The sequence below is a fragment of the Arthrobacter yangruifuii genome (assembly GCF_009192775.1).
In the GTDB taxonomy this organism is placed as follows: domain Bacteria; phylum Actinomycetota; class Actinomycetes; order Actinomycetales; family Micrococcaceae; genus Arthrobacter_B; species Arthrobacter_B yangruifuii.
On the sequence record NZ_VTFX01000001.1, the window covers coordinates 1,054,583 to 1,080,148 of the forward strand.

At 66.4% G+C, this 25,566-nt stretch carries 27 protein-coding genes and 2 pseudogenes; 14 read left to right on the forward strand and 15 right to left on the reverse strand.

Translation table 11 applies throughout. The annotated features are described in order from the left end of the window. Nucleotides 1–56: 56 nt before the first annotated feature. On the reverse strand, nt 57–296 hold the full coding sequence (locus GD627_RS05115; RefSeq protein WP_152271562.1) for a putative acetyltransferase: 240 nt from the start codon (nt 294–296) through the stop codon (nt 57–59). Nucleotides 297–435: 139 nt separating this feature from the next. Between GD627_RS05115 and fdxA the strand changes: the two genes are divergently transcribed. From fdxA to GD627_RS05130, 3 genes are all read left to right on the forward strand, one after another. Then, nucleotides 436–759 (forward strand): ferredoxin, encoded by a 324-nt coding sequence (gene fdxA, locus GD627_RS05120; RefSeq protein ID WP_146361283.1) that lies wholly within the window; start codon nt 436–438, stop codon nt 757–759. After that, nucleotides 756–1,931, forward strand: coding sequence for a succinyldiaminopimelate transaminase (gene dapC, locus GD627_RS05125; RefSeq protein ID WP_152271563.1), 1,176 nt, complete (start codon nt 756–758; stop codon nt 1,929–1,931). The genes fdxA and dapC overlap by 4 nt, the downstream gene beginning before the upstream one ends. 202 nt (nt 1,932–2,133) lie before the next feature. After that, nucleotides 2,134–3,426 (forward strand): citrate synthase, encoded by a 1,293-nt coding sequence (locus tag GD627_RS05130; RefSeq protein WP_146361287.1) that lies wholly within the window; start codon nt 2,134–2,136, stop codon nt 3,424–3,426. A gap of 80 nt (nt 3,427–3,506) precedes the next feature. Here the strand turns inward: GD627_RS05130 and galE are convergent, their stop codons facing one another. The 3 genes from galE to dapD form a co-directional block, all read right to left on the reverse strand. Continuing rightward, nucleotides 3,507–4,523 carry a UDP-glucose 4-epimerase GalE gene (galE, locus tag GD627_RS05135; protein WP_146361289.1) on the reverse strand — a complete coding sequence of 339 codons (1,017 nt, stop codon included), beginning with the start codon at nt 4,521–4,523 and terminating at the stop codon, nt 3,507–3,509. Between the two features lie 63 nt (nt 4,524–4,586). Further along, nucleotides 4,587–5,456, reverse strand: coding sequence for a VldE C-terminal domain-containing protein (locus GD627_RS05140; RefSeq protein ID WP_152271564.1), 870 nt, complete (start codon nt 5,454–5,456; stop codon nt 4,587–4,589). 14 nt (nt 5,457–5,470) lie between these two features. Beyond that, nucleotides 5,471–6,448, reverse strand: a complete 978-nt coding sequence (gene dapD / locus GD627_RS05145) for a 2,3,4,5-tetrahydropyridine-2,6-dicarboxylate N-succinyltransferase (RefSeq protein WP_152271565.1) — start codon at nt 6,446–6,448, stop codon at nt 5,471–5,473. A gap of 33 nt (nt 6,449–6,481) precedes the next feature. Between dapD and dapE the strand changes: the two genes are divergently transcribed. Further along, nucleotides 6,482–7,573, forward strand: a complete 1,092-nt coding sequence (gene dapE, locus GD627_RS05150) for a succinyl-diaminopimelate desuccinylase (RefSeq protein ID WP_425481880.1) — start codon at nt 6,482–6,484, stop codon at nt 7,571–7,573. 99 nt (nt 7,574–7,672) lie between these two features. Here dapE and GD627_RS05155 read toward each other — a convergent pair whose 3' ends face one another. From GD627_RS05155 to GD627_RS05170, 4 genes are all read right to left on the reverse strand, one after another. Continuing rightward, nucleotides 7,673–8,572: an amino acid ABC transporter permease gene (locus GD627_RS05155; RefSeq protein ID WP_152271567.1), complete on the reverse strand. Its 900-nt coding sequence runs from the start codon at nt 8,570–8,572 to the stop codon at nt 7,673–7,675. Further along, the gene (locus GD627_RS05160; protein ID WP_146361299.1) at nt 8,569–9,246 is read right to left on the reverse strand and encodes an amino acid ABC transporter permease; all 678 of its coding nucleotides are present in this window, start codon (nt 9,244–9,246) and stop codon (nt 8,569–8,571) included. The genes GD627_RS05155 and GD627_RS05160 overlap by 4 nt, the downstream gene beginning before the upstream one ends. Nucleotides 9,247–9,346: 100 nt before the next feature. Continuing rightward, complete coding sequence (locus tag GD627_RS05165) at nt 9,347–10,198, reverse strand: glutamate ABC transporter substrate-binding protein (RefSeq protein ID WP_146361301.1); 852 nt, start codon at nt 10,196–10,198, stop codon at nt 9,347–9,349. Nucleotides 10,199–10,310: 112 nt separating this feature from the next. Next, nucleotides 10,311–11,090, reverse strand: coding sequence for an amino acid ABC transporter ATP-binding protein (locus GD627_RS05170; RefSeq protein WP_152271568.1), 780 nt, complete (start codon nt 11,088–11,090; stop codon nt 10,311–10,313). A gap of 148 nt (nt 11,091–11,238) precedes the next feature. On the opposite strand from GD627_RS05170, the gene GD627_RS05175 reads away from it, so the two are divergent. The 6 genes from GD627_RS05175 to GD627_RS05200 all read left to right on the forward strand — a co-directional run bounded on the left by GD627_RS05175 (nt 11,239) and on the right by GD627_RS05200 (nt 16,170). Continuing rightward, nucleotides 11,239–12,009 carry an LOG family protein gene (locus GD627_RS05175; protein ID WP_152271569.1) on the forward strand — a complete coding sequence of 257 codons (771 nt, stop codon included), beginning with the start codon at nt 11,239–11,241 and terminating at the stop codon, nt 12,007–12,009. 48 nt (nt 12,010–12,057) lie between these two features. Beyond that, nucleotides 12,058–12,399, forward strand: a complete 342-nt coding sequence (locus tag GD627_RS05180) for a DivIVA domain-containing protein (protein ID WP_152271570.1) — start codon at nt 12,058–12,060, stop codon at nt 12,397–12,399. A 5-nt stretch (nt 12,400–12,404) separates the two neighbouring features. Continuing rightward, nucleotides 12,405–12,974 carry a DNA-3-methyladenine glycosylase I gene (locus GD627_RS05185; RefSeq protein ID WP_194265983.1) on the forward strand — a complete coding sequence of 190 codons (570 nt, stop codon included), beginning with the start codon at nt 12,405–12,407 and terminating at the stop codon, nt 12,972–12,974. Then, nucleotides 12,964–14,199 carry a hypothetical protein gene (locus GD627_RS05190; RefSeq protein ID WP_152271572.1) on the forward strand — a complete coding sequence of 412 codons (1,236 nt, stop codon included), beginning with the start codon at nt 12,964–12,966 and terminating at the stop codon, nt 14,197–14,199. The genes GD627_RS05185 and GD627_RS05190 overlap by 11 nt, the downstream gene beginning before the upstream one ends. 146 nt (nt 14,200–14,345) lie before the next feature. Continuing rightward, the gene (locus GD627_RS05195; protein WP_146361313.1) at nt 14,346–14,513 is read left to right on the forward strand and encodes a DUF3117 domain-containing protein; all 168 of its coding nucleotides are present in this window, start codon (nt 14,346–14,348) and stop codon (nt 14,511–14,513) included. A 10-nt stretch (nt 14,514–14,523) separates the two neighbouring features. Beyond that, nucleotides 14,524–16,170, forward strand: a complete 1,647-nt coding sequence (locus tag GD627_RS05200) for a leucyl aminopeptidase family protein (RefSeq protein WP_246165315.1) — start codon at nt 14,524–14,526, stop codon at nt 16,168–16,170. A gap of 32 nt (nt 16,171–16,202) precedes the next feature. Here GD627_RS05200 and map read toward each other — a convergent pair whose 3' ends face one another. Beyond that, nucleotides 16,203–16,991 (reverse strand): type I methionyl aminopeptidase, encoded by a 789-nt coding sequence (gene map / locus GD627_RS05205; RefSeq protein WP_152271573.1) that lies wholly within the window; start codon nt 16,989–16,991, stop codon nt 16,203–16,205. A gap of 49 nt (nt 16,992–17,040) precedes the next feature. Then, nucleotides 17,041–17,676 carry an O-methyltransferase gene (locus GD627_RS05210; RefSeq protein WP_146361317.1) on the reverse strand — a complete coding sequence of 212 codons (636 nt, stop codon included), beginning with the start codon at nt 17,674–17,676 and terminating at the stop codon, nt 17,041–17,043. Nucleotides 17,677–17,996: 320 nt separating this feature from the next. Between GD627_RS05210 and sigE the strand changes: the two genes are divergently transcribed. From sigE to GD627_RS05225, 3 genes are read left to right on the forward strand one after another with little or no spacing between them, the layout of a single operon-like run. Further along, nucleotides 17,997–18,593 (forward strand): RNA polymerase sigma factor SigE, encoded by a 597-nt coding sequence (gene sigE / locus GD627_RS05215; RefSeq protein WP_425481881.1) that lies wholly within the window; start codon nt 17,997–17,999, stop codon nt 18,591–18,593. Nucleotides 18,594–18,596: 3 nt separating this feature from the next. Then, the gene (locus tag GD627_RS05220; protein WP_152271575.1) at nt 18,597–19,529 is read left to right on the forward strand and encodes a zf-HC2 domain-containing protein; all 933 of its coding nucleotides are present in this window, start codon (nt 18,597–18,599) and stop codon (nt 19,527–19,529) included. Nucleotides 19,530–19,577: 48 nt separating this feature from the next. Further along, complete coding sequence (locus GD627_RS05225; protein WP_152271576.1) at nt 19,578–20,033, forward strand: twin-arginine translocase TatA/TatE family subunit; 456 nt, start codon at nt 19,578–19,580, stop codon at nt 20,031–20,033. Nucleotides 20,034–20,065: 32 nt separating this feature from the next. Here the strand turns inward: GD627_RS05225 and GD627_RS05230 are convergent, their stop codons facing one another. Genes GD627_RS05230 through GD627_RS05240 form a run of 3 tightly spaced genes read right to left on the reverse strand, consistent with a single transcriptional unit; the run spans nt 20,066 to nt 23,124 of the window. Then, nucleotides 20,066–21,250 (reverse strand): Mrp/NBP35 family ATP-binding protein, encoded by a 1,185-nt coding sequence (locus tag GD627_RS05230; RefSeq protein WP_246165316.1) that lies wholly within the window; start codon nt 21,248–21,250, stop codon nt 20,066–20,068. A 4-nt stretch (nt 21,251–21,254) separates the two neighbouring features. Next, nucleotides 21,255–21,845 (reverse strand): DUF1003 domain-containing protein, encoded by a 591-nt coding sequence (locus GD627_RS05235; protein ID WP_146361326.1) that lies wholly within the window; start codon nt 21,843–21,845, stop codon nt 21,255–21,257. Then, entirely contained in the window at nt 21,838–23,124 is a 1,287-nt protein-coding gene (locus GD627_RS05240; protein ID WP_152271577.1) for a magnesium transporter MgtE N-terminal domain-containing protein, read from the reverse strand. Before GD627_RS05240 ends, GD627_RS05235 begins: the two co-directional genes overlap by 8 nt. A 118-nt stretch (nt 23,125–23,242) precedes the next feature. Here GD627_RS05240 and GD627_RS05245 point away from each other — a divergent pair, with 118 nt between their 5' ends. Then, on the forward strand, nt 23,243–24,184 hold the full coding sequence (locus tag GD627_RS05245) for a YflT domain-containing protein (protein WP_194265963.1): 942 nt from the start codon (nt 23,243–23,245) through the stop codon (nt 24,182–24,184). A 97-nt stretch (nt 24,185–24,281) separates the two neighbouring features. On the opposite strand, the pseudogene GD627_RS16760 reads toward GD627_RS05245, so the two are convergent. Then, a pseudogene (locus GD627_RS16760) lies at nt 24,282–24,454 on the reverse strand (IS30 family transposase); the annotation flags it as partial. A gap of 1 nt (nt 24,455) precedes the next feature. After that, a pseudogene (locus GD627_RS05255) lies at nt 24,456–25,529 on the reverse strand (SulP family inorganic anion transporter); the annotation flags it as partial. Between the last annotated feature and the right edge of the window lie 37 nt (nt 25,530–25,566).

Sequence of the window (25,566 nt, forward strand, 5' to 3'; positions counted from 1 at the left end):
CAAAGCACCCAAAAGGCCGCCGGAACACTATGTTCCGGCGGCCTTTTGCGTACGTTCTAGAGCGGCCGTGCCCGTGCCTGCCGGCGCGGGGGAGGCGGGGGCACTGTCTTCGCGGCAGTGACCAGGGGATAGGCGATAACGACGTCGCCGCGCCGGGTGGACACCGTGCACCTGTCTGCGCCGATGGCGCTGAGAGTGCCCAGCGCGTCCGTGAAACCGCCGTCAATCCGGTAGCGGACCACCACCCGCACTCCGGGCTGCAGCCCTCGGAGCAGATTGGCGGGGTCAGGGGTCATGACTCCATCCTACGGTGGGACCGTAGTCACCGGGACGCTCCGGCTGGGAGATAATGGACAAGGCTACTAACGTGGAACCAACACCCAGCGACCCGCCGTCCTACCGGCCGTCGGTCCGCAGATCAGGAAGGCAAGGGACGTGACGTACGTAATTGCGCAGCCGTGCGTAGATGTGAAAGACAAGGCATGTATCGAAGAATGCCCCGTGGACTGCATCTACGAAGGTGAACGCTCCCTCTACATCCACCCGGACGAGTGCGTGGACTGCGGCGCCTGCGAACCGGTCTGCCCGGTCGAGGCCATCTATTACGAGGACGACACTCCCGAGGAATGGGCCGACTACTACAAGGCCAACGTCGAGTTCTTCGATGACCTGGGTTCCCCGGGCGGAGCAGCCAAGGTGGGCAATACGCATAAGGACCACCCGATCATCGCTGTCCTCCCGCCGCAGAACCAGGCATGAGCGGGGCAGCACCCCGGGGCTTCGGCCTTGACCTGCCCGAGTACCCCTGGGACGCCATGGCGCCGTACCAGCGCCGGGCCTCCGAGCACCCTGACGGGGCCGTGAACCTGTCCATCGGTACCCCCGTGGACCCCACGCCCGCCGTCGTCCGCGAGGCGCTGGCAGCAGCAGCGGACGCCCCCGGATATCCCACCACCCACGGCACCTGTGACCTGCGGGCCGCCGTCGCCGAGTGGTTTGCCCGCCGCCGGAATGTTCCCGGACTGGATCCGGAAGCCGTCCTGCCGACCATCGGTTCCAAGGAACTGGTCGCCTGGCTGCCGCTGCTGCTCGGGCTGGGTGAGGGCGACGTCGTTGTCCGCCCGGTGGTGGCCTACCCCACCTACGACATGGGTGCGGTCTTCGCCGGGGCGACGGCGGTTGCTGCGGATCACCTCTCGGACCTGGATGAACAGACACGTGCGCGTGTACGGCTGGTCTGGGTGAACTCGCCGGGCAACCCCACCGGCATTGTGCGCTCGGCGCAGTCCCTGCGCACCCTGGTGGAAGAGGCACGCGCCCTGGGCGCCGTGGTCGCCTCCGACGAGTGTTACGCCGAACTCGGCTGGGGACAGTGGGATCCCGCCGAGGGCGGCGAACCCGTGCCGAGCATCCTTGATCCGCGGGTCAGCGGCGGAAGCACCGAAAACCTGCTTGCGGTGTACTCGCTGAGCAAGCAGTCCAACATGGCCGGCTACCGGGCCGCATTCACGGCCGGTGACCCGGCGCTGATCGCGAACCTGGTCAACAGCCGCAAGCACGCCGGCATGATCGTTCCTGCACCGGTGCAGGCCGCCATGGCCGCAGCCCTGCGTGACGACGCGCATGTGGCTGCCCAGAAGGATCTCTACCGGTCCCGCCGCAACCTCCTGGTCCCTGCCCTCAGGGCCTTCGGCCTCAAGATCGAGCACTCCGAGGCGGGGCTGTACCTGTGGGCGACCGCCGGGGAGGATACATGGACCACTGTGGCCCGCTTTGCCGAGCTGGGCCTGGTCGTCGGGCCCGGGGTCTTCTACGGAGACGCCGGGGCAGGCTTTGTCCGGATTGCCCTCACCGGAACCGATGAGGGCATTGCCGCCGCCGCCGCCCGCCTGCAGGCAGCGTCCGCAGCCGGCACGGTCCCGAGCGGGTAAGCGCCGGACGGGAATAGTATGGGGCATTGCACCGTAATGCCGTGCCCTGCCATGTTGCGCTTGTACAACAGTGCCCGCCCCGATTAGTGCTCAGGGCACTGAAACCGGTAGCGTTTTAGCGAAATAGTTTAGTGGAATGCACTATGTCCCTCGGAAGCGGATGTACATAGCGGCGGTTTCAAAAACTCCTAAAGGAGAATTAATGACTGAGCAACCAAGTGCCAAGCTCCAGTACGGGCCAAACCCGGAAGACGAGCTTGTACTGCCCCGCGTTGCCGCAGCAGAAGGAAACAACGGTTTCGACGTTTCCAAGCTGCTGAAGCAGACCGGCACCGTCACGTTTGACCCCGGCTTCATGAACACGGCGGCCACCACGTCCGCAATCACGTACATCGACGGCGATCAGGGCATCCTGCGTTACCGCGGTTACCCGATTGAACAGCTGGCGAAGCACTCGAGCTTCCTGGAGACCTCGTACCTGTTGATCTACGGGGAACTGCCGACGCCTACCGAGCTGGAGAATTTCGACCAGCGGATCCGCCGCCACACCCTGCTCCACGAAGACCTCAAGGGCTTCTTCGGCGGCTTCCCGCGTGACGCGCACCCGATGCCGGTGCTGTCCTCGGCAGTCAGTGCCTTGTCCACCTTCTACCAGGATTCCCTGGACCCGTTCGATGAAGAACAGGTTGAGCTCTCCACGGTCCGCCTCATGGCGAAGCTGCCCGTGATTGCGGCCTACGCGCACAAGAAGAGCATCGGCCAGCCGATGCTTTACCCGGACAACTCCATGAACCTGGTGGAGAACTTCATGCGGCTGTCCTTTGGCCTGCCGGCCGAGCCGTACGAAATGGATCCGGATCTGGTCAAGGCCCTGGACCTGCTGCTGATCCTGCATGCAGACCACGAGCAGAACTGCTCCACCTCCACCGTCCGCCTGGTCGGAAGCTCCAACGCGAACATGTTCGCCTCCGTTTCCGCCGGCATCAGCGCTCTCTTCGGCCCGCTGCACGGCGGCGCAAACGAAGCGGTCCTGAACATGCTCCGCGACATCCAGTCCACCGGCATGGCCCCGGAAACCTTCATGGAGAAGGTCAAGAACAAGGAAGACGGCGTGAAGCTCATGGGCTTCGGGCACCGCGTCTACAAGAACTACGACCCGCGCGCCAAGATCGTCAAGGCCACCGCCCACGACATTCTCGCCAAGCTCGGCGGCAATGACGAGCTGCTGGATATTGCCATGCGCCTCGAAGAAAAGGCCCTGGCCGATGATTACTTCATCGAGCGCAAGCTGTACCCGAACGTGGACTTCTACACCGGCCTGATCTACAAGGCCATGGGCTTCCCGGAGAAGATGTTCACGGTCCTGTTCGCCATTGGCCGCCTGCCGGGCTGGATTGCCCAGTGGCGCGAAATGATGCAGGATCCGCAGACGAAGATCGGCCGCCCGCGCCAGCTGTACACGGGCGCCCCGGAACGGGATTACCCGCAGCGTTAATTCGTGTGCTGAAACGGCAAAAGGGAAGGTCCCCGGAGAATTCTCCGGGGACCTTCCCTTTTGCCGTTTAACCGTCCCGGTTATCCGGCGGCATAGCCTTCGGGATTGTTCTTCTGCCAGCGCCAGTGATCCTCGCACATGGTGGCCAGGGAGCGTTCTGCCCGCCAGCCCAGATCCGCATGCGCGGCGGAGGGATCGGCGTAGCTGACCGCGGCGTCGCCGGGCCGCCGGTCCGTGAACTCGTAGGCAATGTCCTTGCCGGCGGCGGCGGAGAACGCCGTCAGGACCTCCAGGACGGAGGAGCCGTTTCCGGTGCCCAGGTTCCAGCGGCGGACACCGGGGCCTTCGCCCAGGTAGTTCAGGGCGGCCAGGTGGCCGGCGGCAAGGTCCACCACGTGGATGTAGTCGCGGACACCGGTGCCGTCAGGGGTGGGGTAGTCGTTTCCGAAGACCATCACCTTGTCCCGCCGCCCCACGGCAACCTGCGCCACGAAGGGCAGCAGGTTGTTCGGGATGCCGGTGGGGTCCTCGCCGATCCGGCCGGACTCGTGTGCTCCGGCGGGGTTGAAGTAGCGCAGCAGGGCGATGCTCCAGCGCGGATCCGCCGAGCCCAGGTCACTGAGGATGTCCTCGATGTGCTCCTTGGTGCGCCCGTAGGGGTTCACCGCATTCATGGGGGTGTCTTCGGTCAGGGGAACCTCTTCGGAGGCGCCGTACACGGTGGCCGACGAACTGAAGACAATAGTCCGGACGTCGTGCCGTTCCATGGCATGGAGCAGGTTGATGGTGCCCACCACGTTGTTGGAGTAGTAATACAGCGGCTTGGCCACGGATTCGCCCACGGCTTTCAACCCGGCGAAGTGGATGACGGCCTCGATTGACCGCCCGTCGAAGGCCGCGTCGAGCGCCGCCGTGTCCAGCAGGTCCGCCTGGATGAATTCCGCCTTACGGCCGGCCAGCTCCTGGACCCGACGGAGGGATTCCTGGCTTGAATTCAGGAGGTTGTCCACAACCACCACGTCATGGCCCGCTTCGAGCAGGGCGAGGGTGGTGTGGGATCCGATATAACCGGTGCCACCGGTGACAAGAATGCGCATGGTCCTAAGCCTAAACGGTTTCGCCGCCGGATCCACCGCATAAATGGCCGGGGGAGCGCGTAGTTATTCTGCCGGGACGCTGAATGCCGTGACGGCAACCTGCCCGGCGGCGGCATCCGATTCTTCCCAGACGGCCGTGCCCCGGTGCCAGGTCCGGCCCTCGTAGGCCACCGACTCGATGCCGAGCGCCTTGGCGTTGGCGACAAACCACTGCGCCACTGACCAGCCGTAGGCTCCCTCGACGTCGGCAAGGTAAAGGGGGGCCAGTACGGAGCCGTTGAGCGGCCCGTAGACGGCCTCAACGGCCTCACTGCCCTGCACGGGGTCAGCGCCGGCTGTCGGGGCGCGCAGGGTGCAGGACAGGGCTGCCGGGGTCTGCCCGGTCAGGGCAGAGGCGAAGGCGCGGGCCGGGCCTTCATGCTTGGCGTAGGCCTCCGGGAAGGCACTGCGCTGGACAGCCTGCGCCGCCTCCGTGATCGGGAGGTCCAGATACCCGGGCACCTTCTCCAGCCCGTTGTAGAAGGCATTCGCGGCGAAGACCGGGTCCATGACCTGCTCTTCGCTGCCCCATCCCTGGGACGGACGCTGCTGGAACAGGCCGCGGGAATCGGGCCCGGCGTCGTCACCGTAATCCAGGTTGCGCAGGCCCGATTCCTGCAGGGCGGTGGCCAGAGCGATCGACACGGCGCGCGGCGGCAGCCCCCGCGCGACGGCCACCGCCGAAATAGTGGAGGCGTTTTCGGCCTGCTCAAGGGTCAGGAAGTATTCGGCTCCGCCCACGGCGGCCACGCAGCGTTCGGTAATCACAGGTGCCTGCTTCTTTCCTGAGAGGGCGGCCACCGCGAACACTGCGGCGAACGCGGCCACGCACAGCGCCAGCAGCAGGACCAGCACCCGGAAGCTGCGGGTCTCATGCTGCCGGTGCAGTAGCATCGGTGTCCCGGCCGCTAGTTCGCGTGCAGCGCGGAATTCAGCTCCACGGTGCGCCCGTTGCGGGGCAGTGCCTCCACCGCGCCGGTGACGGAATTGCGGCGGAACAGCAGGTTCGGCACGCCGGAGAGCTCGGCGGCCTTCACCAGCCGGGATGCGCCGTCCTCCACTACGCTGACCCGGGTTCCGGCGGTCACATACAGCCCCGCCTCCACCACGCTGTCATCACCGATGCTGATGCCGACGCCGGAATTGGCGCCCAGGAGGACGCGTTCGCCGAGCGTGATCTTTTCCTTGCCGCCGCCGGACAGGGTGCCCATGATGGAGGCCCCGCCGCCGACGTCGGTGCCGTCACCGACAACTACTCCCGCAGAGATGCGGCCTTCGACCATGGAGGTTCCGAGGGTCCCGGCATTGAAGTTGACGAACCCTTCGTGCATCACCGTGGTGCCTTCGGCCAGATGGGCGCCCAGCCGGACCCGTCCGGCGTCGGCAATCCGGACACCGAAGGGCAGCACGTAATCCGTCATGCGGGGGAACTTGTCCACGCCGTAGACGGTCACGGGGCCGCGGCTGCGCAGCCGCAGCCGGACGGCCTCGAAGTCTGCCACGGCGCAGGGGCCGTGGTTGGTCCAGACGACGTTCGGCAGGGCGGCAAAGATACCGTCCAGGTTGATGCTGTTGGGCAGCACCTGGCGGGTGGAAAGCAGGTGCAGGCGCAGGTACGCATCGGCAGTGCCGGCGGGGGCGGCGTCGAGGTCGATCCGGAGGTCCACTACTTCGCCGTGGGTGCTGCGGATACCGTCGGCCATGGCCTCGGCCGAGGCAGCAAGATCGCTTTGCAGCGCCGCATCCGGTTCGGAAACGCCCAGCAGGGGACGCGGGAACCAGACATCGAGCACTTCGCCGGTGGACGTCACAGTGGCCAGTCCAAGTCCGGAGGCCATGCGGATGTCGGTGGTTTCGGCAGGGGCGGAGGCAGCGCGTGAAGTCATGGGCCCCAGTCTACCGAGCGGTACTGTGGGATGGTGACTGATGCAGCTGTGCCTTCCCTGGACCTTACCGATGACGTAGCCAACCTCACCGCAGCCCTGATGGATGTCGAGAGTGTCTCCGGCAATGAAAAGCTGCTCGCCGACGCCGTGGAAACGGCGCTTCGCGCCTACCCGCACCTGGAGGTTTCCCGGGACGGGGACTCCGTGGCGGCGAGGACCAACCTTGGCCGGGCCGAGCGGGTCATCCTTGCCGGGCATCTGGACACCGTGCCGCTGCCGACCGTGCCGGGGTCCCGCGGAACCGTGCCCTCCACGTGGGACGGCGAGGTCCTCTACGGCCGCGGCGCCACCGATATGAAGGGCGGGGTGGCAGTCCAGCTGGCGCTGGCCGCCTCGCTCACCGACCCGGCCCGGGACGTCACCTACATTTTCTACGACCATGAAGAAGTGGAGGCGTCCCTCAGCGGACTCGGACGGCTGGCGGAAAGCCATGCCGACTGGCTGAAGGCGGACTTCGCCGTGCTCCTGGAACCCACCAACGGAACGGTGGAGGGCGGCTGCAACGGCACCATGCGCTTCCACGCCACCACCACCGGCCGGGCCGCGCACTCGGCCCGCGCCTGGATGGGGGAGAACGCCATCCACGGAGCGGCGGAGATCCTGGTGCGGCTGCGTGACCACGTCCCGGCCACGGTGTCCGTGGAAGGACTGGATTTCCGTGAATCCCTGAACGCGGTCCGGATCTGGGGCGGAACCGCCGGCAACGTGATCCCCGATGCTGTGACGGTGGAAATCAATTACCGCTTTGCCCCGGACAAGGGAATCGAGGAAGCCGAAGCGTACGTCCGGGACCTGCTGGAGGGCTTCGACGTAGTCCGCACCGACGCGGCCGCCGGGGCCAGGCCGGGATTGACCCTGCCCGCTGCCGCGTCCTTTGTTGCCGCCGTAGGGGCCGAACCCAAGCCGAAGTACGGATGGACCGACGTCGCCCGGTTCAGCGCGTTGGGCATCCCGGCGGTGAACTTCGGACCCGGGGACGCCCTGCTGGCCCATACCGACAATGAACACGTGCAGGCCTCTGCCGTCAGGGACTGCCTCGCCGCGCTGCGGGCCTGGCTCGGCTAGGGCGGGCACGCCTTTCCAGGCAGCGAAAAAGGAGGGGACCGGTGCTTCCGGTCCCCTCCTGTTTGTTGCCCGTTGCCGGGAGTCCGCAGCCGGGGAAGGCTATCGGGCTGCGCCCTTTGCCGGTGCCGGCGCCGGCGCTTCAATGCCTTCAGGCTCGATCGTGTCCTCGATCTGCAACACCTTGCCCGCACGTGCCCCCAGACGCCGGGAGAGGCGCTGGGCGGCGAAGGTGAGCAGCATGTTCAGGATAATGAAGATCGCGGCGGTGACCAGCAGGGCCGGCAGGATGTTGCCTTCACCGCTCGCCAGGCGGCGGGCGTACTCGAGCAGCTCGGTGTAACCGATGAAGGTACCCAGCGCGGAGTCCTTCAGGATGACCACGAACTGGCTCAGCAGCGCCGGCAGCATGGCCACCAGTGCCTGCGGCATTTCAATGCTGCGCAGCGACTGGCCCGGGGTCAGGCCGATGGCCAGGCCGGCTTCACGCTGGCCCTTGGGCAGGCCGAAGACACCGGAGCGGACCAGCTCGGCGATGACCGAACCGTTGTAGAGGGTCAGGGCAATTACCACGGCCCAAAACGGAACCTGTGACGGATCCACCGAGGTGGACTTGGACAGGAACTGGTAAAAGAACACCATCATCAGCAGCACGGGAACGGCGCGGAAGAATTCGACCACGATCCCGCTGGCCCAGCTGATCGGCTTGAAGGCAGACAACCGGCCGATGCCGAAGAGCAGGCCGAAGGCGATGGAAGTCACCACCGCAACCGCGGCGGCCTTCAGGGTGGAGAGCAGACCCGGGAGCAGGTAATACTGCCAGGTGCTCCATTCCAGGAACGGCGTCCATTTGGCAGCCTCAAACTGGCCTTTGTCGGCCAGGCCGGACGCAGCGAACCAGAGCAGGGCCAGGACCAGCAGGACACCCAGGATGTTGACGATCCTGATGTTCCGGCGGGCCTTGGGACCCGGGGCGTCAAACAGGACATTCTGTGCGCTCATCGTGCGACCGCCAGTTTCTTCGAGGCCCAGGTGGTGAGCAGACCGATGGGGATAACGATGATGACGTAGCCAATGGCGAAGGTCAGGAAGATCTGTGTCATCAGGTTCGGATAGAACTCGATCATGGTCTTCATGGTGCTGGAGGTTTCCACGGCAACGCCCGCCGTGGCGGCCACGGTGGTGTTCTTGACCAGGGCGATCAGCACGTTGCCCATCGGGGCAATGGCACCGCGGAAGGCCTGCGGCATGATGATGATCCGTGCGGCCGGAAGGAAGCCCAGGCCGATGGCGCGTGCGGCTTCGGCCTGTCCCAGGGGAACGGTGTTGACGCCGCTGCGGATGGCTTCACAGAAGAAGGCCGCGTGGTAGACCGTCAGGGACAGCACCGCCAGGCGGAAGAAGTTGGTGGTGAAGTCCGAGGACAGGCTGACGTTCAGCTGCGACCAGAGGGCGAGTGAACCGAACACCATGATGATGGTCAGCGGGGTGTTCCGGAAGATATTTACGTAGGCAGTACCGAACCACTGCAGGCTGGGGATCGGGGAGATCCGCATCAGCGCCAGGACGGTACCCAGTATCAGCGACCAGAGAGCCGCCCAGAACGCCAGCTGGATGTTGACCCAGAAAGCGCCGACGACGTCGTACTGCTCGAAGAGGGCAGTAAAACCCTCCATGTTTCACCTCTTTATGGTGGACGAAGCCCGGGCCGGGAAAGCATGAATGCCCTCCCGGCCGCGGGGTGTAACGGAAGGTGCCGAAGCACCGGTGGAACTGTTAGGCGCAGGCGTCCATCTTCGGCGGGTTCATTTCTGCGTTGAAGGTGTAGTCGGCGCCCTCGGTGTTCTTCTTGATGGCTTCTTCCCAGGCACCATCATCGATCATCTTGGTGATCGCGGTGTTGATGTCCTCGCACGTGACGACTCCGCCTTCCTTCGGCAGGCCCACGCCGTACTTCTCCTCGGAGAAGGGGTTGCCGACAACCTTGAACTTGCCCTTGTTGGCGTCCGTGGACGCCAGGCCGGCGAGGATGATGTCATCGGTGGTCACGGCGTCGATCTGGCCGCCCTGCATAGCGGTCACGCACTCGGCGTAGCTCGGCTGCTCCAGGAGGTTCACGCCGGCGGCCTTCTCGTCCTTGATCTTCTGGGCGGAGGTGGAGCCGGTGACGGAGCACAGGTTCTTGCCTTCCAGGTCCTCCGGGCCGGCGATGTCGCTGTCGGCAGGAACCAGCAGGTCCTGGCCGGCGACGAAGTACGGGCCGGCGAAGGCGACCTTTTCCTTGCGGGTGTCCGTGATGGAGTAGGTCGCGAAGATCATGTCCAGCTGGTCATTCTCGAGCATGTTCTCGCGCTGTGCGGAGGGGCTCGCCATGAACTCGATCTGGTCCTCGGGGTAGCCCAGCTCGTTGGCCACGTACTTGGCAACATCGACGTCGAAGCCGGTGAACTCGCTGCCATCCTTGAAGCCCAGGCCCGGCTGGTCAAACTTGATGCCGATGCGGATCTTCTCGCCGGAGCCTTCGGTGCTGCCGGACTCTGAGCCGGAATCGGAACCGCCGCCGCAGGCGGACAGGGTGAGGGCAGCCACCGCAGCGATGGCTGCTGCTGCGTAACGGGTCTTGCGCATGATTTCTCCTTGCATTGCGGTGCTCCCGGAGACGGGGCACCTAGCCTCATAAGGATTTCCCCCAACTGGTGAAACCCGGTACTGCGGTACTGCCGGTAACGCTGTGGACGGTCTAGTGCGAGAGGATCTTGCCCAGGAAGTCCTTGGCGCGATCGCTCTTGGGATGCGTGAAGAACTCCTCGGGAGTGGCTTCTTCGATAATCTGCCCGTCGGCCATGAAGATGACGCGGTCAGCGGCCTTGCGGGCGAAGCCCATTTCGTGGGTGACAACCACCATGGTCATGCCCTCTTTGGCCAGCCCGACCATGGTGTCCAGGACCTCGTTGATCATTTCCGGGTCCAGCGCCGAAGTGGGCTCGTCAAAGAGCATGACCTTCGGCTTCATGGCGAGCGCACGGGCGATGGCCACGCGCTGCTGCTGGCCGCCGGACAGCTGCGCCGGAAGCTTGTTGGCCTGGTTGGCCACCCCCACGCGCTCCAGCAGTTCCATGGCCAGCTTCTTCGCCTCGGCCGGCTTGGACCTGCGGACCTTGACCGGTCCCAGCGCCACGTTGTCCACGATGGACTTGTGCGCGAAGAGGTTGAAGGACTGGAAAACCATCCCGACGTCGGCGCGGAGCTTGGCAAGCGCCTTGCCCTCGGCCGGCAGGACAGCACCGTCAACGGTGATCTCGCCGTCGTCGATGGTTTCGAGCCGGTTGATGGCACGGCACAGGGTCGACTTGCCGGACCCTGAGGGCCCGATCACCACGACGACCTCGCCGCGGGCAATGTCGAGGTTGATGTTCTGCAGGACATGGAGGTCCCCGAAGTGCTTGTTTACGTTCTTCAGCGAAACAAGCGGTGCAGCGGATTCAGGCACGGATGTCCCTGGGGTTGTGTCACTGGTCATAAGGAAAATCTAACCATTGATTATTGCCGGCATGTGTCAGGGACCACCGGGGGAGGTAATTTGTGACTCAAGCGCAACCTGTCCGGAGCGATTCCGTGCAGTCCGCAGTCTGCGTTGCCACCGGCGCCATGGCGGATAGCCTAGAGGCATGTCTATCAGCGATGATCCCCGTCACCTGCCCGCCGACCAGCCGCGCAAGCGTGGCCCGGTAGAGCTTCGCCGGGGAGCGGCCCTGACCCCGCAGTCGGACCGCTTCCTGCTGGACACGGCGGGTTCCACCCATTTCACGCATACCGACCCCTGGCGCGTGCTGCGGATCCAGAGCGAGTTCGTCGAAGGCTTCGGGACCCTTTCCGAACTGGGCCCGGCGGTGAGCGTGTTCGGGTCCGCCCGGAGCGTGCCCGGATCGCGCTATTACAAGCTCGGGGAAGAGGTGGGCCGGCTGCTGGCCGTAGCGGGACTGGCGGTGATTACCGGCGGCGGCCCCGGCTCCATGGAAGCGGCCAACAAGGGGGCCGTCGGAGCAGACGGCCTGTCCGTAGGCCTGGGCATTGAACTTCCGTTCGAGACCGGTTTGAACGAATGGGTGGACCTGGGCGTCAACTTCCGGTACTTCTTCGTCCGCAAGACCATGTTCGTCAAGTACGCCCAGGGGTTCATTGTCCTGCCCGGCGGGTTCGGAACCCTGGATGAGCTTTTCGAGGCCATGACCCTCGTACAGACGCAGAAGGTCACGTCGTTCCCGATTGTGCTGATCGGCACCGAATTCTGGAACCCGCTGCTGGGATGGATCCGTGAGACCCTGCTGGCCGAGGGCATGGTGGGGGAAGCAGACCTCGAGCTGCTGCACGTGGTGGATGACCCGGCGGAGGCCGTGCGGCTGATGATTGCCGACAGCGCTGGACACGTTTCCCCCTAGCGGACAGCGGCCCGGCGGGGAAGCCGCAGCGTCTGGCACCATTGTCCTGTGACACTCCTCCTGGTCTTCCTTGCCATCGCCGTGCTCGGCCTCGCCACCGCTTTCGGCATCGGCCGGCTGCGCCCGCCGTCGGCCGGAACCGCTGTCCTGACGGCTGTGCAGGGCCTGGCAGAGCCGGACCCCCGGCTGCCGCCCGTGCTGCTGCCCGAACATCCCGCCGCGGCAGATGTTGCCCGGGTGCGGTTTCCCGTGGCACTGCGCGGCTACCGGATGGGCCAGGTGGACGAGGTGCTGGACCGGCTGGCCGCCGCTCTTGGGGAACGCGATGCACGGATCCGGGACCTCGAAGCCGCAGCAGGGGATTCCCTCTCCGGCGGGAGCGGAAAGTGAGCGCTGTGCCGGGTGCCGACGGCCGGCTGCGCTGCGGCTGGGCGCTGGCCAGCGAGGACTATCAGCACTACCACGACACCGAGTGGGGGCGGGCGGTTCAGGGGGAGGCTGCACTGTTTGAACGCCTGAGCCTGGAGGCCTTCCAGTCGGGCCTCAGCTGGATCACCATCCTGCGCAAACGTGAGGCGTTCCGGACGGCCTTCGCCGGGTTCGATCCGCAGGCCGTGGCGGCCTTCGGCGATGCAGACCGGGCGAGGCTGCTGGCTGACCCGGGCATCGTGCGCAACGGCGCGAAGATCGATGCCGTGATCAACAATGCCCGGGCGCTGCTGGCCCTGCCTGATACCGAGAGCCTTGGCGGGCTGCTGGCCCGGTACCGTGCCCCGGAGGGCCGGCCCGCGCCGCAGACCCTTGAGGACGTTCCGGCGGCCACTGCCGACTCCGCCGCCCTGGCGAAGGAGCTCAAGAAGCGGGGTTTCCGTTTTGTCGGGCCGATTACCGCCTATGCCATGCTGCAGGCGACGGGCTACGTCAATGACCACCTCGCCGGATGCTGGGTCCGCCATGGAAACTGACGTACCCCGGCGTCCGTCCGCGAACCGCCGGATCCGGGCCGCGGCGCTGAGCGCCCGCACCGCGGTCCAGCGGTGGCCCTGGTACCTCCAGGTCCTCGCCCTGTGGCTGGCCGCCAGGCTCTTTTCCTACGCCGTCCTGGCGGCCACCGCCCGGTTCCAGCCGGCCGGCCCGTGGTTTGACGCGTCGCCGTCCTACTGGAGCTTCATCAACATCTGGGATGCCGAGTGGTATTCGCGGATCTTTGCCGACGGTTATCCCTCCAGCGTGCCGCGGGACGCCGCCGGCAGCGCCATCGAGAACGAATGGGCGTTCTACGCCCTGTTCCCGCTGCTGGTGCGGGGGCTCGACGCCGTGACGGGCCTCGGCTGGGACGTCCTGGCGCCCCTGGCAGCCACGGCTGCCGGGTTTGCCGCGTCCCTGGTCATCTACCGGCTGTTCCGGCTGCGGACCGGACACGGCACAGCGCTGTGGGCCGTGCTCTTCGTCGCGGTCTTCCCCGTGTCACCGATCCTGCAGATCCCCTATGCGGAGTCGCTGAACCTGCTTCTGCTCGCAGCAGCACTGTATCTGTTCGTATCCGGCCGCTATCTGGCAGCCATCCCGGTGGTAGCACTGATGTGCCTTTCCCGGCCCGTGGGGGTTCCCTTTGCGCTCGCCGCCGGCGCAGTGCTGGCCGTGCGCTTCCTGCGCCGGCACCGGGTGGATTTCCCGGCCGGTGAGGCGTGGCGGCTCACCGCGCTGACAGCGGCGTCCGGGTTCTCCGCGCTGGCGTGGCCGGTCATCGCGTGGGTCTGGACGGGAGACCTGCGCGCCTACACGGATACCGAGAGTGCCTGGCGATTCGGGGACCTGGTTCCGTTCAAGCCCTGGCTGACCATGTCCCAGCACCTCTTCGATCCGCTGTTCGGCCCCGTGGCCCTGGTGCTGCTGGTCGGAGCCGCCGTGCTCTACCTGACGTCGGCCCCGGTCCGGCGGCTGGGACTGGAACTGCAGCTGTGGTGCGCTGCGTATCTGCTGTACCTGCTGGTGTTCCTGAACCCGCAGACCAGCACGTTCCGGCTCCTGCTGCCGATGTTTCCGCTGGCACTGTCCACCGCGTGGCTTAGCCCGTCCCGGGCCTACCGGGGTGCCGTTGCGGCAGGGTTCGCGGTACTGCAGATTGTGTGGGTGGTGTGGCTGTGGCGTTGGACCCAATTGCCCGGCGGAGGGGATTACCCGCCCTAGTTTGTGGCACGCGACACAGGAAATTTCGTTTGCCCGGTACTTGTGCGGAATAATGACAGCAATTGCCGGGCGGATATTGTTCTTTCGCAGGCAGCGGATTACAGGTGCTCCGGATAAACCGGACGCTGTGAAAGGGGAATCTGGAAATGGCTGCGATGAAACCGCGGACGGGCGACGGTCCAATGGAGGTCACGAAGGAAGGGCGCAGCCTCATTTTGCGGGTGCCGATAGACGGCGGCGGCAGGCTGGTGGTTGAGCTGAATGTGGAAGAAGCAGGCAAGCTTAAGGACTGTCTTCTGGGCGTAACGGGCTAGCCTATATTCCATGCAGCTGCCTCCAAAGACTTCAGTTAGGACCGGATCCGCTCCGGCGTCGCCCTTCACCACCGCCTCGCTGCCGGAAGTCACTGCCCTGCCGGCTTTGAACCCGCGGACCGGAAAGGCGGAGTCCGGCAGCGGACTGCAGCCGGTCCCGGCCGAAGGGGTGGACATCCTCGCCGTGGCAATGACGCCGGCGCCGGACGGTTCCGGCCGGGAGGACGAGGACGAGGCAGCAAACCCGGTGCCGCAGCCGCGGCGCGGCGCCGGCGAAGCCGCAGTACGCTACGGCGCCGACGTCGCTGCACGCGCCCGCAGCGCCAAGGTGACCGGCAGGGCCGGCGAGATCCTGGTGATCGAACCGCCCCGTGACGCGGCGGACCTGCCCGGCAGGCTCATTTATGTGGGCGCAGGCGACGAGTCGCCGGCTGCGCTGCGGAGCGCCGGCGCCGCCCTGGCCCGTGCAACCATGGGAGCCCGCCGGATCCGGGGCAGCGTTGTGGACGGGCTGGAGCCGGCCCGGCAGGAGGCCTTCCTCGAGGGTTTCCTGCTGGGCGGTTACCGTCCGCCGCGGGCCGGCGTCACCGACGCACCGGCACCGATCGCCGCGCACCTTGAATTGACGGGGCTGGACGAAGGCGCGGCCGCCCGCGCCGCGGTGACCGCCCGGGCCGTATGGACCGCCCGGGACCTGACCAACATCCCGGCAGATACGGCCACGCCGGAGTGGATTGCCGAGCAGGCCCGGAGCCTTGCCGGCAGCAGCGCACTGACGGTGCGGGTCCGCGCCGAAGATGAGCTCAGGGCCGGGGGATTCGGCGGGCTGCTTGCCGTCGGCTCCGGATCGGAGCATCCGCCGCGGCTGGTCGAGGTGACCTACCAGCCGGACGGCGCGGACCTGCCGCACGTTGTCCTGGTGGGCAAGGGCATCACCTTCGATTCCGGCGGAATCTCACTCAAGCCGCGGGATGCCATGATGACCATGAAGACTGACATGGCCGGTGCCGCCGCGGTCCTGGCAGTGGCTGAGGCGGCGGCGGCCCTGAAACTGCCCGTAAAGGTCACTGCGGTGCTGGCCCTGGCGGAGAACGCCATCGGCGCAGCCTCGTACCGGCCCGCCGACGTCGTGACCACCTACAACGGGACCACAGTGGAAGTGGGGAACACGGATGCCGAAGGCCGGATGGTCCTCGCCGATGCGCTGGCGTACGCCGCTGCCGAGCTTGCGCCGGATGTGCTGGTGGATGTCGCCACCCTGACCGGTGCCGCAGCCCTGGGACTGGGAATGCACCACGCCGCCCTCTTCGGCAACGCCCCGGGGCTGCTGGCCCGGCTGGAAGAGGCGGGACGCACCTCCGGCGACGCCGTGTGGCAGCTGCCGCTGGTGGCTGAGTACGCGGATGTGCTGGACTCCGACATCGCCGATGTGTCCCACATTGCGCCGGTCAAGGCGAAGTTCGGGGCAGGCGCGATTGTTGCCGCCCTGTTCCTGGAGAGGTTCACCGGAGGGGTTCCCTGGGCCCATGTGGATATTGCCGGGCCTTCGCGTGCCACCAAGGACAGCCGTGAGGTGACCAAGGGCGCCACCGGGTTCGGGGTGCGGCTGCTGCTGTCCTACCTTGCCGGGTTGGGCCGGACTGCCGACAAGGGGTAGGGCCGGGCGGACCCGCCCGGGCCGAGGGAAGCCTATCCGCGGCCCGGTGCAGCCGGCGGCAGCGTGAGGATTTCCGCTCCGCCGGACGTGACGGCAATGGTGTGTTCGCTGTGCGCCGTCCGGCAGCCCGTTGCACTGCGGAGGGTCCACCCGTCCGCGTCGGTGACCAGTTCGGCGGTATCTGCCATGACCCACGGCTCAAGGGCAAGCAGCAGCCCGGGACGCAGCTTGTAACCGCGCCCGGGCCGTCCGTTGTTCGCAATGTGGGGGTCCTGGTGCATGGTCGAGCCCACACCGTGCCCGCCGAATTCGGTATTGACCGGATATCCGGCCTCCGTGAGGACCGAGCCGATGGTGTGCGAGATGTCCCCGATGCGGGCGCCGGGGCGGGCTACGGCTATTCCCGCGGCCAGGGCCCGTTCCGTCGCGTCGACCATGGCGGCATCCGCTGGGGAGGGGCTGCCGCCCACGGTAAAAGTAATGGCCGAATCGGCTACGATCCCGGCCAGGGAAACGGCCAGGTCCAGGGTCAGCAGGTCGCCGTCGGCGAGCACCCGGTCATGCGGGAGGCCGTGCAGCACGGCGTCATTCACGGACGTGCAGATGTAGTGGGCAAACGGTCCGCGTCCGAACGACGGCGCGTAGTCCACATAGCAGGATTTGGCGCCGGCCTCGGTGATCATGGTCCGGGCCCACTGATCGATGTCCAGCAGATTCGTCCCTGCCGTGGTGCGGGCCTTGATGGTCTGCAGGATATCGGCGACGAGTGCGCCGGTGTTCCTCGCCCGGGACAGCTCGGAGGGGTTGAGGATCTCAATCATGCGGCGCCTTTCCTGGGGCCCTGCACGCGGGCAGGTTTGATGGAGCGGGCTAGGCCGTTTTCACGGCCAGCAGAAGGCCGTCACCGGTGGGCAGCAGGGCCGAGACCAGGTCTTCATTGTCGCGGATGGCTTTGCCCACCTTGCGCATGGTGTTGGTGGTGGCTTCCCGGACGGCCGGATCCGCTACCTTGCCGTGGTCCAAAGCGTCATTGACCACCAGCATCCCCCCGCGCTTGAGCAGGCGCACCGCCTGAGTGACGTAGAGCGGGAAGGACGGCTTGTCGGCGTCGATGAACACCATGTCGTACGCCGCATCGGTCAGGCGGGGGAGTACCTCGGCCGCGCGGCCCGAGATGGTGCGCGTCCGGTTTCCCGGTATGCCGGCCTCGGCGTAGGCCTCACGGGCGGCACGGAGGTGGTCGACGTCGGAATCAATGGTGGTCAGCACCGCGTTGCGGCCCAGGCCGCGCAGCAGGCAGACGCCGGAAACCCCCGCACCGGTACCTACCTCCACCACCGTGTTGGCCTTGCTGGCTGCGGCCAGGACGGTCAGCGCCGCGCCTACTCCGCTGGAGACGGCGTTGACTCCCAGTTCGTAGGAGCGTTCACGCGCGCGGATCAGCACCTCATCCTCGGTGGGCAGGGCCTCCGTGTAGGACCAACTGGTCTGCTTGTCGGCGCGCATGATTTATCACTTTCGGTCCGGAGGAATTCCTGCTGGAACCAGCTTAAGGCCCAGCGGGAGTTAACCGGGTACGCAGCGCCGCCGGGCGGGCTGTTCCGGCGCCACTGTCCCCGTACGGAAGGGGGTGCTAACAGAGAACTCCCAGATTGATGGGTCAACATTGGAAAGAGTAAATGCACGCCCCGCCGCGGCATCGCGTAAGCAGGGCGGCCACACCTCCTGCCCGAATCCCCGGTCCGCCGTCGAAGGACCAATGAACCGGAGCTGGACATGCAGGACTGGCGCGCAGGTTGGAAGGGAGGAGGAAGACAATGGCAACGATGCCGGATACACCAGCGGACACGGCCGCGGAATGGGTTCGACCCACGTGGGAGGAAGTGGTCCAGGCACACTCGGCGAAGGTTTACCGGCTCGCCTATCGGCTCACCGGTAACAAGCACGATGCCGAGGACCTGACCCAGGAAGTCTTCGTCCGGGTCTTCCGATCACTTGCCGGCTTCCAGCCGGGCACCCTCGACGGCTGGCTGCACCGCATCACCACCAACCTCTTCCTGGACCAGGCCCGCCGCAAAAGCAGGATCCGTTTTGACGGCATGACGGAGGAAACCTCCAGCAAGCTGCCCAGCAACGGTCCGGGCCCGGAGCGCAGCTTCGAATTCAACAACCTTGACGTGGACATTGCCCGCGCCCTGGAGGAACTTCCGCCGGATTTCCGCGCCGCCGTTGTCCTGTGTGATCTGGAGGGCCTGTCCTACGACGAAGTTGCCCGTGTTCTGGACGTCAAGCTGGGGACAGTCAGGTCCCGGATTCACCGCGGACGGGCAATGCTGAAGGAAAAGCTCTCCCACCGTGACCCGCAGCTGAGTCCGGCAGCGCGCCCGCGGCTGAAACTGCCCCGAGTTGCGGGAGCCAACTGAAGAGTGCGACACCCCACGCGGCAGTTAGCAAGCTATATCGACGGCGAAATGGCCCTGTCACGTCAGCAGGCCATCGAGGCACATCTTTCGCGGTGCGACTCCTGCCGTGCCGCAGCGGCCGAAGAACGCCGGCTGCGCAGCCGGCTGCGCTCACTGAAGGTGCCGCAGCCCGGGCCCGATCTTTCGGCCCGGATCACGGGGAGACTGGCCGCAGCACAGTCCAGCTGCCTGGAATCCTCCTCCGGACCGGGGGCGGTACGGGACGCCTCCACCCTGGACCGCCGCAGCCATGCCCTGGCTGCCGCCGGGGCGCTGGCCGCGGCGGGGGCCGTGCTGCTTGGCGGCGCCTATATTGCCGGAAGCATCCTGGCGGTTCCCGCACAGACCGGTACCAGGGCAGCCATGGCGGCCGGGTGGGAGGAAGTTTCGGGAAACGGATCCCTCGCCGCGGACCAGCTGCAGGTGCTGCGTGCGCACGGCTGGTCCTGCCCGGAACTGGCGGATCTTGGGCTGAGCCTGGAGTCCGCCCGTTCCCTCCGGGTGCACGGGCGTCCTGCGGTTGAAATGACCTTCACCGCCGACGGAGAGCGGCTGCGGCTCGTGGAACAGCATCCGCTGCCGGGCGAGGACGGCCAGCCTGTGATCAACGCCGTGACCGGCAGGTCCGTTGCTGCGGACGGCTTTTCCGCAGCGGGGCCGCAGGCGGGCGCCGCAGTTTTCGGCTCGGATGAATATCCCGGCCAGAAGGTGGTCGCGGCGGGCAACGTCACGTACACCTTTGAGTCCAGCCTGCCCGTCAAATCGCTGCCCCGGGCCGTGGAGGAGCTGTCCATGCTCGAGTCGGCCCGCCTCGCCCGTTCCGGCGCGGATCCGGAGCCGATGGAGCGGATCGTCCGGGGACTCACCATGTTTACGCGCGCCGGCTGGAGCCTCTGACATGGCCCCAAGTGGCTCCCCGCTCCCGGGAAAAGGTAGTCTTCAAGAGTGGTAGGAATCAACGGTTACGAGTTCATCCTTCTGGCACTGATCGCCGTGGTGATACTGGGTCCCGAACGCCTGCCCGAATACGCTTCGCAGCTGGCCCGGCTGGTGCGCGAAGTCCGCAGGATGGCCTCGGGTGCACGTGAACAGCTGCGCGAAGAAGTCGGTCCGGAGATTGACGAGGTGGACTGGCGGAAGCTGGATCCGCGCCAGTATGACCCGCGGCGCATCATCAAGGAAGCACTGCTGGATGATGTCCACGACGCAGTCAAGCCGGTCAGCGGGCGGCCGTCGGCGGCGCCCGGCACATCGGCTCCGGGCACCCAGTCCCCGGGCGCTCCCAGCCCTTCTCCGGCGCCTGCAGCGGCCCCGGGAACAGCAGGCCGGCCTCCCGCAGTGAAGCCGCTGGAACGCCTCGGTGCGGGCCAGCCCGCTCCGTTCGACATCGAAGCAACCTAGGCGCCGGCCGCTAAACCGCCCCGTCTGCTGCCCTAAACCGGGCTGACTCCGAGGCTGCGTCCGGCCAGGCCGCGCGGCCGGCGTGCCAGTTCCCGGGCTATCCGCCGCAGTTCACCCGCAGCCGTCTCTCCGCTGTCCTGTGCGTCGACGGCATCCGGCGCCCCGTCCGCGCCGGCATCGGCCAGGACCACCGGCAGGCCGCCGTCGCCGCCCTCCCGAAGCGCAACGTCGAGGGGGATGCTGCCCAGCAGCGGAACGGGATACCCCAGGGTGTCGCCGAGCCGTCCGGAGACCGCAGCGCCTCCGCCGGAACCGAAGACCTCCAGGCGTTCTCCGCCGGGCAGCGCCAGCCAGGACATGTTCTCGATCACGCCGGTGACCTTCTGCCCGGTCTGCCGGGCGACGCTGCCCGCCCGCTCGGCGACGTCCGCCGCGGCGCTCTGCGGAGTGGTCACCAGCAGGATCTCGGATCCCGGCAGCAGCTGTCCGACGGAAATGGCGATATCCCCGGTGCCCGGAGGAAGATCCAGGAACAACACATCCAAGTCACCGAAATACACATCGGTCAGGAACTGTTCCAGCGCGCGGTGCAGCATGGGTCCGCGCCAGGCCACCGGCTGGTTGCCGTCCACGAACATGCCGATGGAAATGGTCTTGATGCCGTAGGCCACCGGAGGAAGGATCATCTCGTCCACACGCGTGGGCGGGCGGGTAATGCCGAGCAGGCCCGGAACGGAGAAGCCGTGCACATCGGCGTCGACAATCCCCACCCGCAGTCCCTGCGCTGCCATGGCCGCGGCCAGGTTGACGGTGACGCTGGACTTGCCCACACCACCCTTGCCGCTGGCTACGGCATACACCCGGGTCAGGGAATCCGGCCGGTTGAAGGGAATGGTCCGCACCGGATCGCCGCCGCGCAGCCGGTCCTTGAGCGCGGCGCGCTGCTCCGGGGTCATCACATCGAGGGTCACGCTCACGGCACCGACCCCGGGCACCGCGGACAGTGCCCGCTCGACGTCGGCCGTGATGGTGCCGCGCAGCGGACAACCGGCAATAGTCAGCAGAACCTCCACCGCTACGGCGCCGGAGGCATCGATGCTCACGTCCTTGAGCATCCCCAGTTCGGTGATGGGACGGCGCAGCTCCGGGTCCTGGACGGTGTCCAGGGCGCGGCGCACCTGCGCTTCCAAGGCGGAAGCCGATTCGGAAACTGGCACGGCCTTAGCGTTCCCTTCCGCCGGGATTCAGTTTCGGCATGCCGTCGGTGCTGTCCGGGGTGCGCCGTCGCCTCCGCGTTCCACCGTCCTCGCGGTCATCGCCGGCTTCCAGAAGCTCTTCCAGCAGGGAGCGGATTTCCGACCGGACATAGTCGCGGGTGGCAACCTCGCGCAGGGCGATCCGCAGTTCGGCAATTTCCCGGGTGAGGTACTCGGTGTCCATCAGGTTGCGCTCAGCGCGTTCACGGTCCTGCCGGACGGAGACGCGGTCCCGGTCATCCTGGCGGTTCTGGGCCAGCAGCAGCAGGGGAGCGGCGTAGGAGGCCTGCAGCGAAAGCATCAGCGTCAGGACGGTGAAGCCCAGGGCGGCGCTGTCAAAACGGGCCGCTTCGGGACCCCAGGTGTTCCATGCCAGCCACACGATGCAGAAGACCGTCATGTAGACCAGGAACTGCGGGGTGCCCATGAACCGGGCAAAATTCTCCGTGGCATGGCCGAATGCATCGGGGTTCGGGGAGAGCCGCGGCAGCCATCGGGTTCGTGCAGAACGGGGAGTGTCGAGGCCGGTGGTGGTTGACTTGATTTTCTCAGCCATGTGTCCTTCCCTGCTGCGTTGTCGGGCCGGTTTCATCGTTGATGCGCCAGTCATCCGGCAACAGATGGTCCAGCACGTCGTCCACTGTGACCGCACCGACGAGGCGGCCGGCGTCGCTGATAACCGGCAGTGAATTGAGGTTGTAGGTGGCCAGCATCCGCGACACTTCGCTGATGGTGGCGTAGTCGCGGACCGGTTCCAGGTCCGTATCCAGGATGTTGCCCAAGGCCTCAGGCGGTGCCGAGCGCAGCAGCTGCTGGATATGCACCACGCCGAGGTATTTACCCGTGGGGGTTTCCAGCGGCGGCCGGCAGACGTAAATGGACGAAGCCAGCGCCGGCGTGAGCTCTTCCCGGCGCACATGGGCGAGGGCCTCGGCCACGGTGGCCTCGGGCGGCAGGATCACCGGCACCGGGGTCATCAGCGACCCGGCGGTGTCTTCCTCGTAGTTCAGCAGGCGCCGCACATCCCGGGCGTCTTCGGGCTCCATCAGGGCCAGGAGCTCTTCCTTCTGCTCCTCGGGCAGTTCGTTGAGGAGGTCCGCGGCGTCGTCGGGGTCCATTTCCTCGAGGACATCGGCTGCGCGTTCGACGTCGAGGGACTGCAGGATCTGGACCTGGTCATCATCCGGAAGTTCCTGGAGGACGTCCGCCAGGCGTTCATCCTGCAGCTCGCTGGCTACCTCGATCCGGCGCTTGCCGCTCATTTCATGCAGGGCATCGGCAAAGTCCGCCGCCTTCAGATCGTCATTCTGGGCGACGAAGGACGTGGCGGCCTGGGGGCCGGTGGCGTCCCAGTGCGCAATGTCCTTCCAATCCAGGATCATCTGCTCGCCGCGCCGGCGCAGGGACCGCAGCCGGGAAGGGGAGCCGCCGCGGCGGACGAAGAGATTGGAGACATACCAGTCCCCGGCGCGGTTCTGCTCAATGGCGATGTCCTCAATGGTGGCGTCACCGCTGCCATCGCGCAGCTTCACACGCCGGTCGAAGAGTTCCGCGACCACCAGCATCTCGGCCCCGCGCTGTTCAAAGCGGCGGAGGTTGACCAGGCCCGTGCAGATGATCTGACCCGGATCCATGGAGGTAATCCGGGTGAGGGGGACGAAGACGCGTTTCTTGCCGGGAACCTCCACCACAATGCCCACGGCCTGGGGCGGCAGGCCCGGGCCGCGGTCAAGCACAACGGCATCGCGCAGCCGGCCGAGACGGTCGCCCAGGGGATCGAAGACGTCGAGGCCGAGCAGGCGCGCAATAAAGACTCGGGTTGGATTTGTGCTCACGTTCTTAGGCTACTTTGTGCCCGCTGCTAACGCCGTATTAAGAGGTACGCCGACGGGTGCCCGTTCACTGCGAGCGATACGTTGCCCTTCTTTGGCGTGGATGCGCGAGAATGGAGCAATGTCGAACCTATTTGGTGCCACTCCTCCGCACGATGCGGGCCGCAGCCTGCCGAAGGGTGAAACGGTGGGCCGGTACACGGCCTACCTCGATGCCCAGAAGGCCGTGGACTACCTTGCGGACAGCAAGTTCCCGGTCCAGCTGGTCTCGATTGTCGGCAATGAGCTCAAATCCGTTGAACGGGTGACCGGCCGGCTGACCTATCCCCGCGTGGCGCTATCCAGTGCGGCCACGGGCGCCTGGTTCGGACTTTTCGTCGGACTGGCCCTGATGTTGTTCGGGGGCAGCGCCGCAGCCATCTCCCTTATTCCGTCCATGGCCCTGGGTGCCGTGTTCTGGCTGCTCTTCGGCGTCCTGGCCTATGCCCTGCAGCGCGGGCGCCGGGACTTCACCTCCACCAGCCAGGTGATCGCCACCAGCTATGACGTGGTGGTGGCCCATGAGGCCGCCAATGACGCCCGGCAGCTGCTGCACAGGCTGCCCATGGTCGGCCAGGCAGGGCATCCGCAGTCCGCAGGCACCCGCCCCGACGCGCTGCGCCCGCCGGCCGGCGGACCGCAGGCACCGGAACGGCCCTCGGGCTGGGCCAAGCCGTACGGGAACCCCGCCCCGGACTCCGAGCCCGCCGGGCAGGCTCCGGCCGGCCGGCAGCCCGCAGCCGGAACGGATTCGGCAGCAGCCGGCCGCACCGGCACGACGCCGCGGGGCCAGTTCCCGGACCTTCCCGACGGCCGCCCGCAGTACGGTGTCCGCCGTCCCGCCCAGCCCGCCGTGCAACCGGATTCCGCGCAGTCCGGGTCCGCCCAGCCGGTCCCGGGATCAGTGCCTGCGCAGCCCGCTTCGGGGTCAGCGCCCGGTCTGGACAAGGCACCCGAAGCCTCCGGCAGCCACGGCGTGCAGCCGGGCGGCAACACCCCCGGTGACGAGCAGCCCCGCCAATAGGGTTTGCCGGCGACCGCCGGACGTCACAAGGCCCGCACCCGCTCCTTGGATTCTAGGAACCGCTGCAACACCTGGTGGCCAGGCGGTCAATAGTAAGTCACGCAAAACGCTCGGTTGGGGTTTCCCAGCCGAGCGTTTTGCGTGGACGCCGCCCGTTGAGCTGCTCGGCGACGTGTTCCAGTTCTTCGACGCTATGGACGGAGAGACCGGCGTCCTGGGGAAGTACCGGCGCAGCAACCCGTTGGTGTTCTCGTTGGATCCGCGTTCGAATCTAGTGACCGCCGCCAAGCTTTCCGGCCATGCGGGTGCGCATCAGCACGCTGGCATCGTTCAGCCCGGTAATTTCCACATGCTTGCCCTGTCGACGGTATTTCTCCGTGATCGCGTCCAGCGCTGCGATGGTCGAGGCGTCCCAGAGATGTGAGGCGTGCATATCGATGATTATTATCTGCGGGTCGTGGGCGTACTCGAACTGCGTGTACAGGTCGTTGGAGGAGGCGAAGAACAGTTCACCGGTCACCGTGTAGGTTGCGGTTTCCTTCCCGTCCCGCTTCTCGATCGTCCGCTCGACGCTTACGAAGTGGGCCACTCGGTTAGCGAAGAGAACCATTGCAGTGAGCACGCCGATGCCGACGCCGATGGCGAGGTTGTGGGTGGCGACGGTGACGACGACGGTGGCGAGCATGACGATGGTTTCGCTCTTGGGCATCATTTTCAGGGTGGACGGGCGGATGCTGTGCCAGTCGAACGTGGCGATGGATACGAAGATCATCACGGCCACCAGGGCGGCCATTGAGATCAGGGCCACGATGTCTCCGAGTGCGACGACGAGGATCAGCAGGAACAGGCCGGCGAGAAAGGTGGAGATCCGGGTGCGGGCGCCGGAGGCCTTTACGTTGATCATCGTCTGGCCGATCATGGCGCAGCCGCCCATGCCGCCGAAGAACCCGGTGATGATGTTCGCTGCTCCCTGGCCCCAGGATTCCCGGGTTTTGTTGGACCGGGTGTCGGTGACGTCATCAACCAGTTTGGCGGTCATGAGTGATTCGAGCAGCCCGACGAAGGCCATGGCCAGCGCGAAGGGGAAGACGATGCGTTGGTGAGTTTTGGCAGTCCGAAGACGATCAGCAGGCCAAGTGCGGTCAGTGGGTAGACGAGCCAGGGAACGCCGAGCAGTTCGGGAACCTGGGACTATGAAAATCAGGATCCCCAGGGCGTTGACGAAGCCCACCATGACCGACCGCGGGATGAATCGCATCAGCTTCGCCACTCCGAGCACGCCCAGAATGATCTGGAAGATCCCCGCGAGGATCACGGCGGCGATGAAGTAATCGATGCCGTGGCTTCTGGAACGCCTCTTAGTGATCCGTTCTATGAAGCCT

Bases quoted from the DNA above. Each gene is read 5' to 3' on its own strand.
- GD627_RS05115 (WP_152271562.1), bottom strand. From the start codon at position 296: ATGACCCCTGACCCCGCCAATCTGCTCCGAGGGCTGCAGCCCGGAGTG.
- dapC (WP_152271563.1), top strand. From the start codon at position 756: ATGAGCGGGGCAGCACCCCGGGGCTTCGGCCTTGACCTGCCCGAGTAC.
- GD627_RS05130 (WP_146361287.1), top strand. From the start codon at position 2,134: ATGACTGAGCAACCAAGTGCCAAGCTCCAGTACGGGCCAAACCCGGAA.
- galE (WP_146361289.1), bottom strand. From the start codon at position 4,523: ATGCGCATTCTTGTCACCGGTGGCACCGGTTATATCGGATCCCACACC.
- GD627_RS05140 (WP_152271564.1), bottom strand. From the start codon at position 5,456: ATGCTACTGCACCGGCAGCATGAGACCCGCAGCTTCCGGGTGCTGGTC.
- dapD (WP_152271565.1), bottom strand. From the start codon at position 6,448: ATGACTTCACGCGCTGCCTCCGCCCCTGCCGAAACCACCGACATCCGC.
- GD627_RS05155 (WP_152271567.1), bottom strand. From the start codon at position 8,572: ATGAGCGCACAGAATGTCCTGTTTGACGCCCCGGGTCCCAAGGCCCGC.
- GD627_RS05160 (WP_146361299.1), bottom strand. From the start codon at position 9,246: ATGGAGGGTTTTACTGCCCTCTTCGAGCAGTACGACGTCGTCGGCGCT.
- GD627_RS05165 (WP_146361301.1), bottom strand. From the start codon at position 10,198: ATGCGCAAGACCCGTTACGCAGCAGCAGCCATCGCTGCGGTGGCTGCC.
- GD627_RS05170 (WP_152271568.1), bottom strand. From the start codon at position 11,090: ATGACCAGTGACACAACCCCAGGGACATCCGTGCCTGAATCCGCTGCA.
- GD627_RS05175 (WP_152271569.1), top strand. From the start codon at position 11,239: ATGTCTATCAGCGATGATCCCCGTCACCTGCCCGCCGACCAGCCGCGC.
- GD627_RS05190 (WP_152271572.1), top strand. From the start codon at position 12,964: ATGGAAACTGACGTACCCCGGCGTCCGTCCGCGAACCGCCGGATCCGG.
- GD627_RS05195 (WP_146361313.1), top strand. From the start codon at position 14,346: ATGGCTGCGATGAAACCGCGGACGGGCGACGGTCCAATGGAGGTCACG.
- GD627_RS05200 (WP_246165315.1), top strand. From the start codon at position 14,524: ATGCAGCTGCCTCCAAAGACTTCAGTTAGGACCGGATCCGCTCCGGCG.
- map (WP_152271573.1), bottom strand. From the start codon at position 16,991: ATGATTGAGATCCTCAACCCCTCCGAGCTGTCCCGGGCGAGGAACACC.
- GD627_RS05210 (WP_146361317.1), bottom strand. From the start codon at position 17,676: ATGCGCGCCGACAAGCAGACCAGTTGGTCCTACACGGAGGCCCTGCCC.
- sigE (WP_425481881.1), top strand. From the start codon at position 17,997: ATGCCGGATACACCAGCGGACACGGCCGCGGAATGGGTTCGACCCACG.
- GD627_RS05235 (WP_146361326.1), bottom strand. From the start codon at position 21,845: ATGGCTGAGAAAATCAAGTCAACCACCACCGGCCTCGACACTCCCCGT.
- GD627_RS05245 (WP_194265963.1), top strand. From the start codon at position 23,243: ATGTCGAACCTATTTGGTGCCACTCCTCCGCACGATGCGGGCCGCAGC.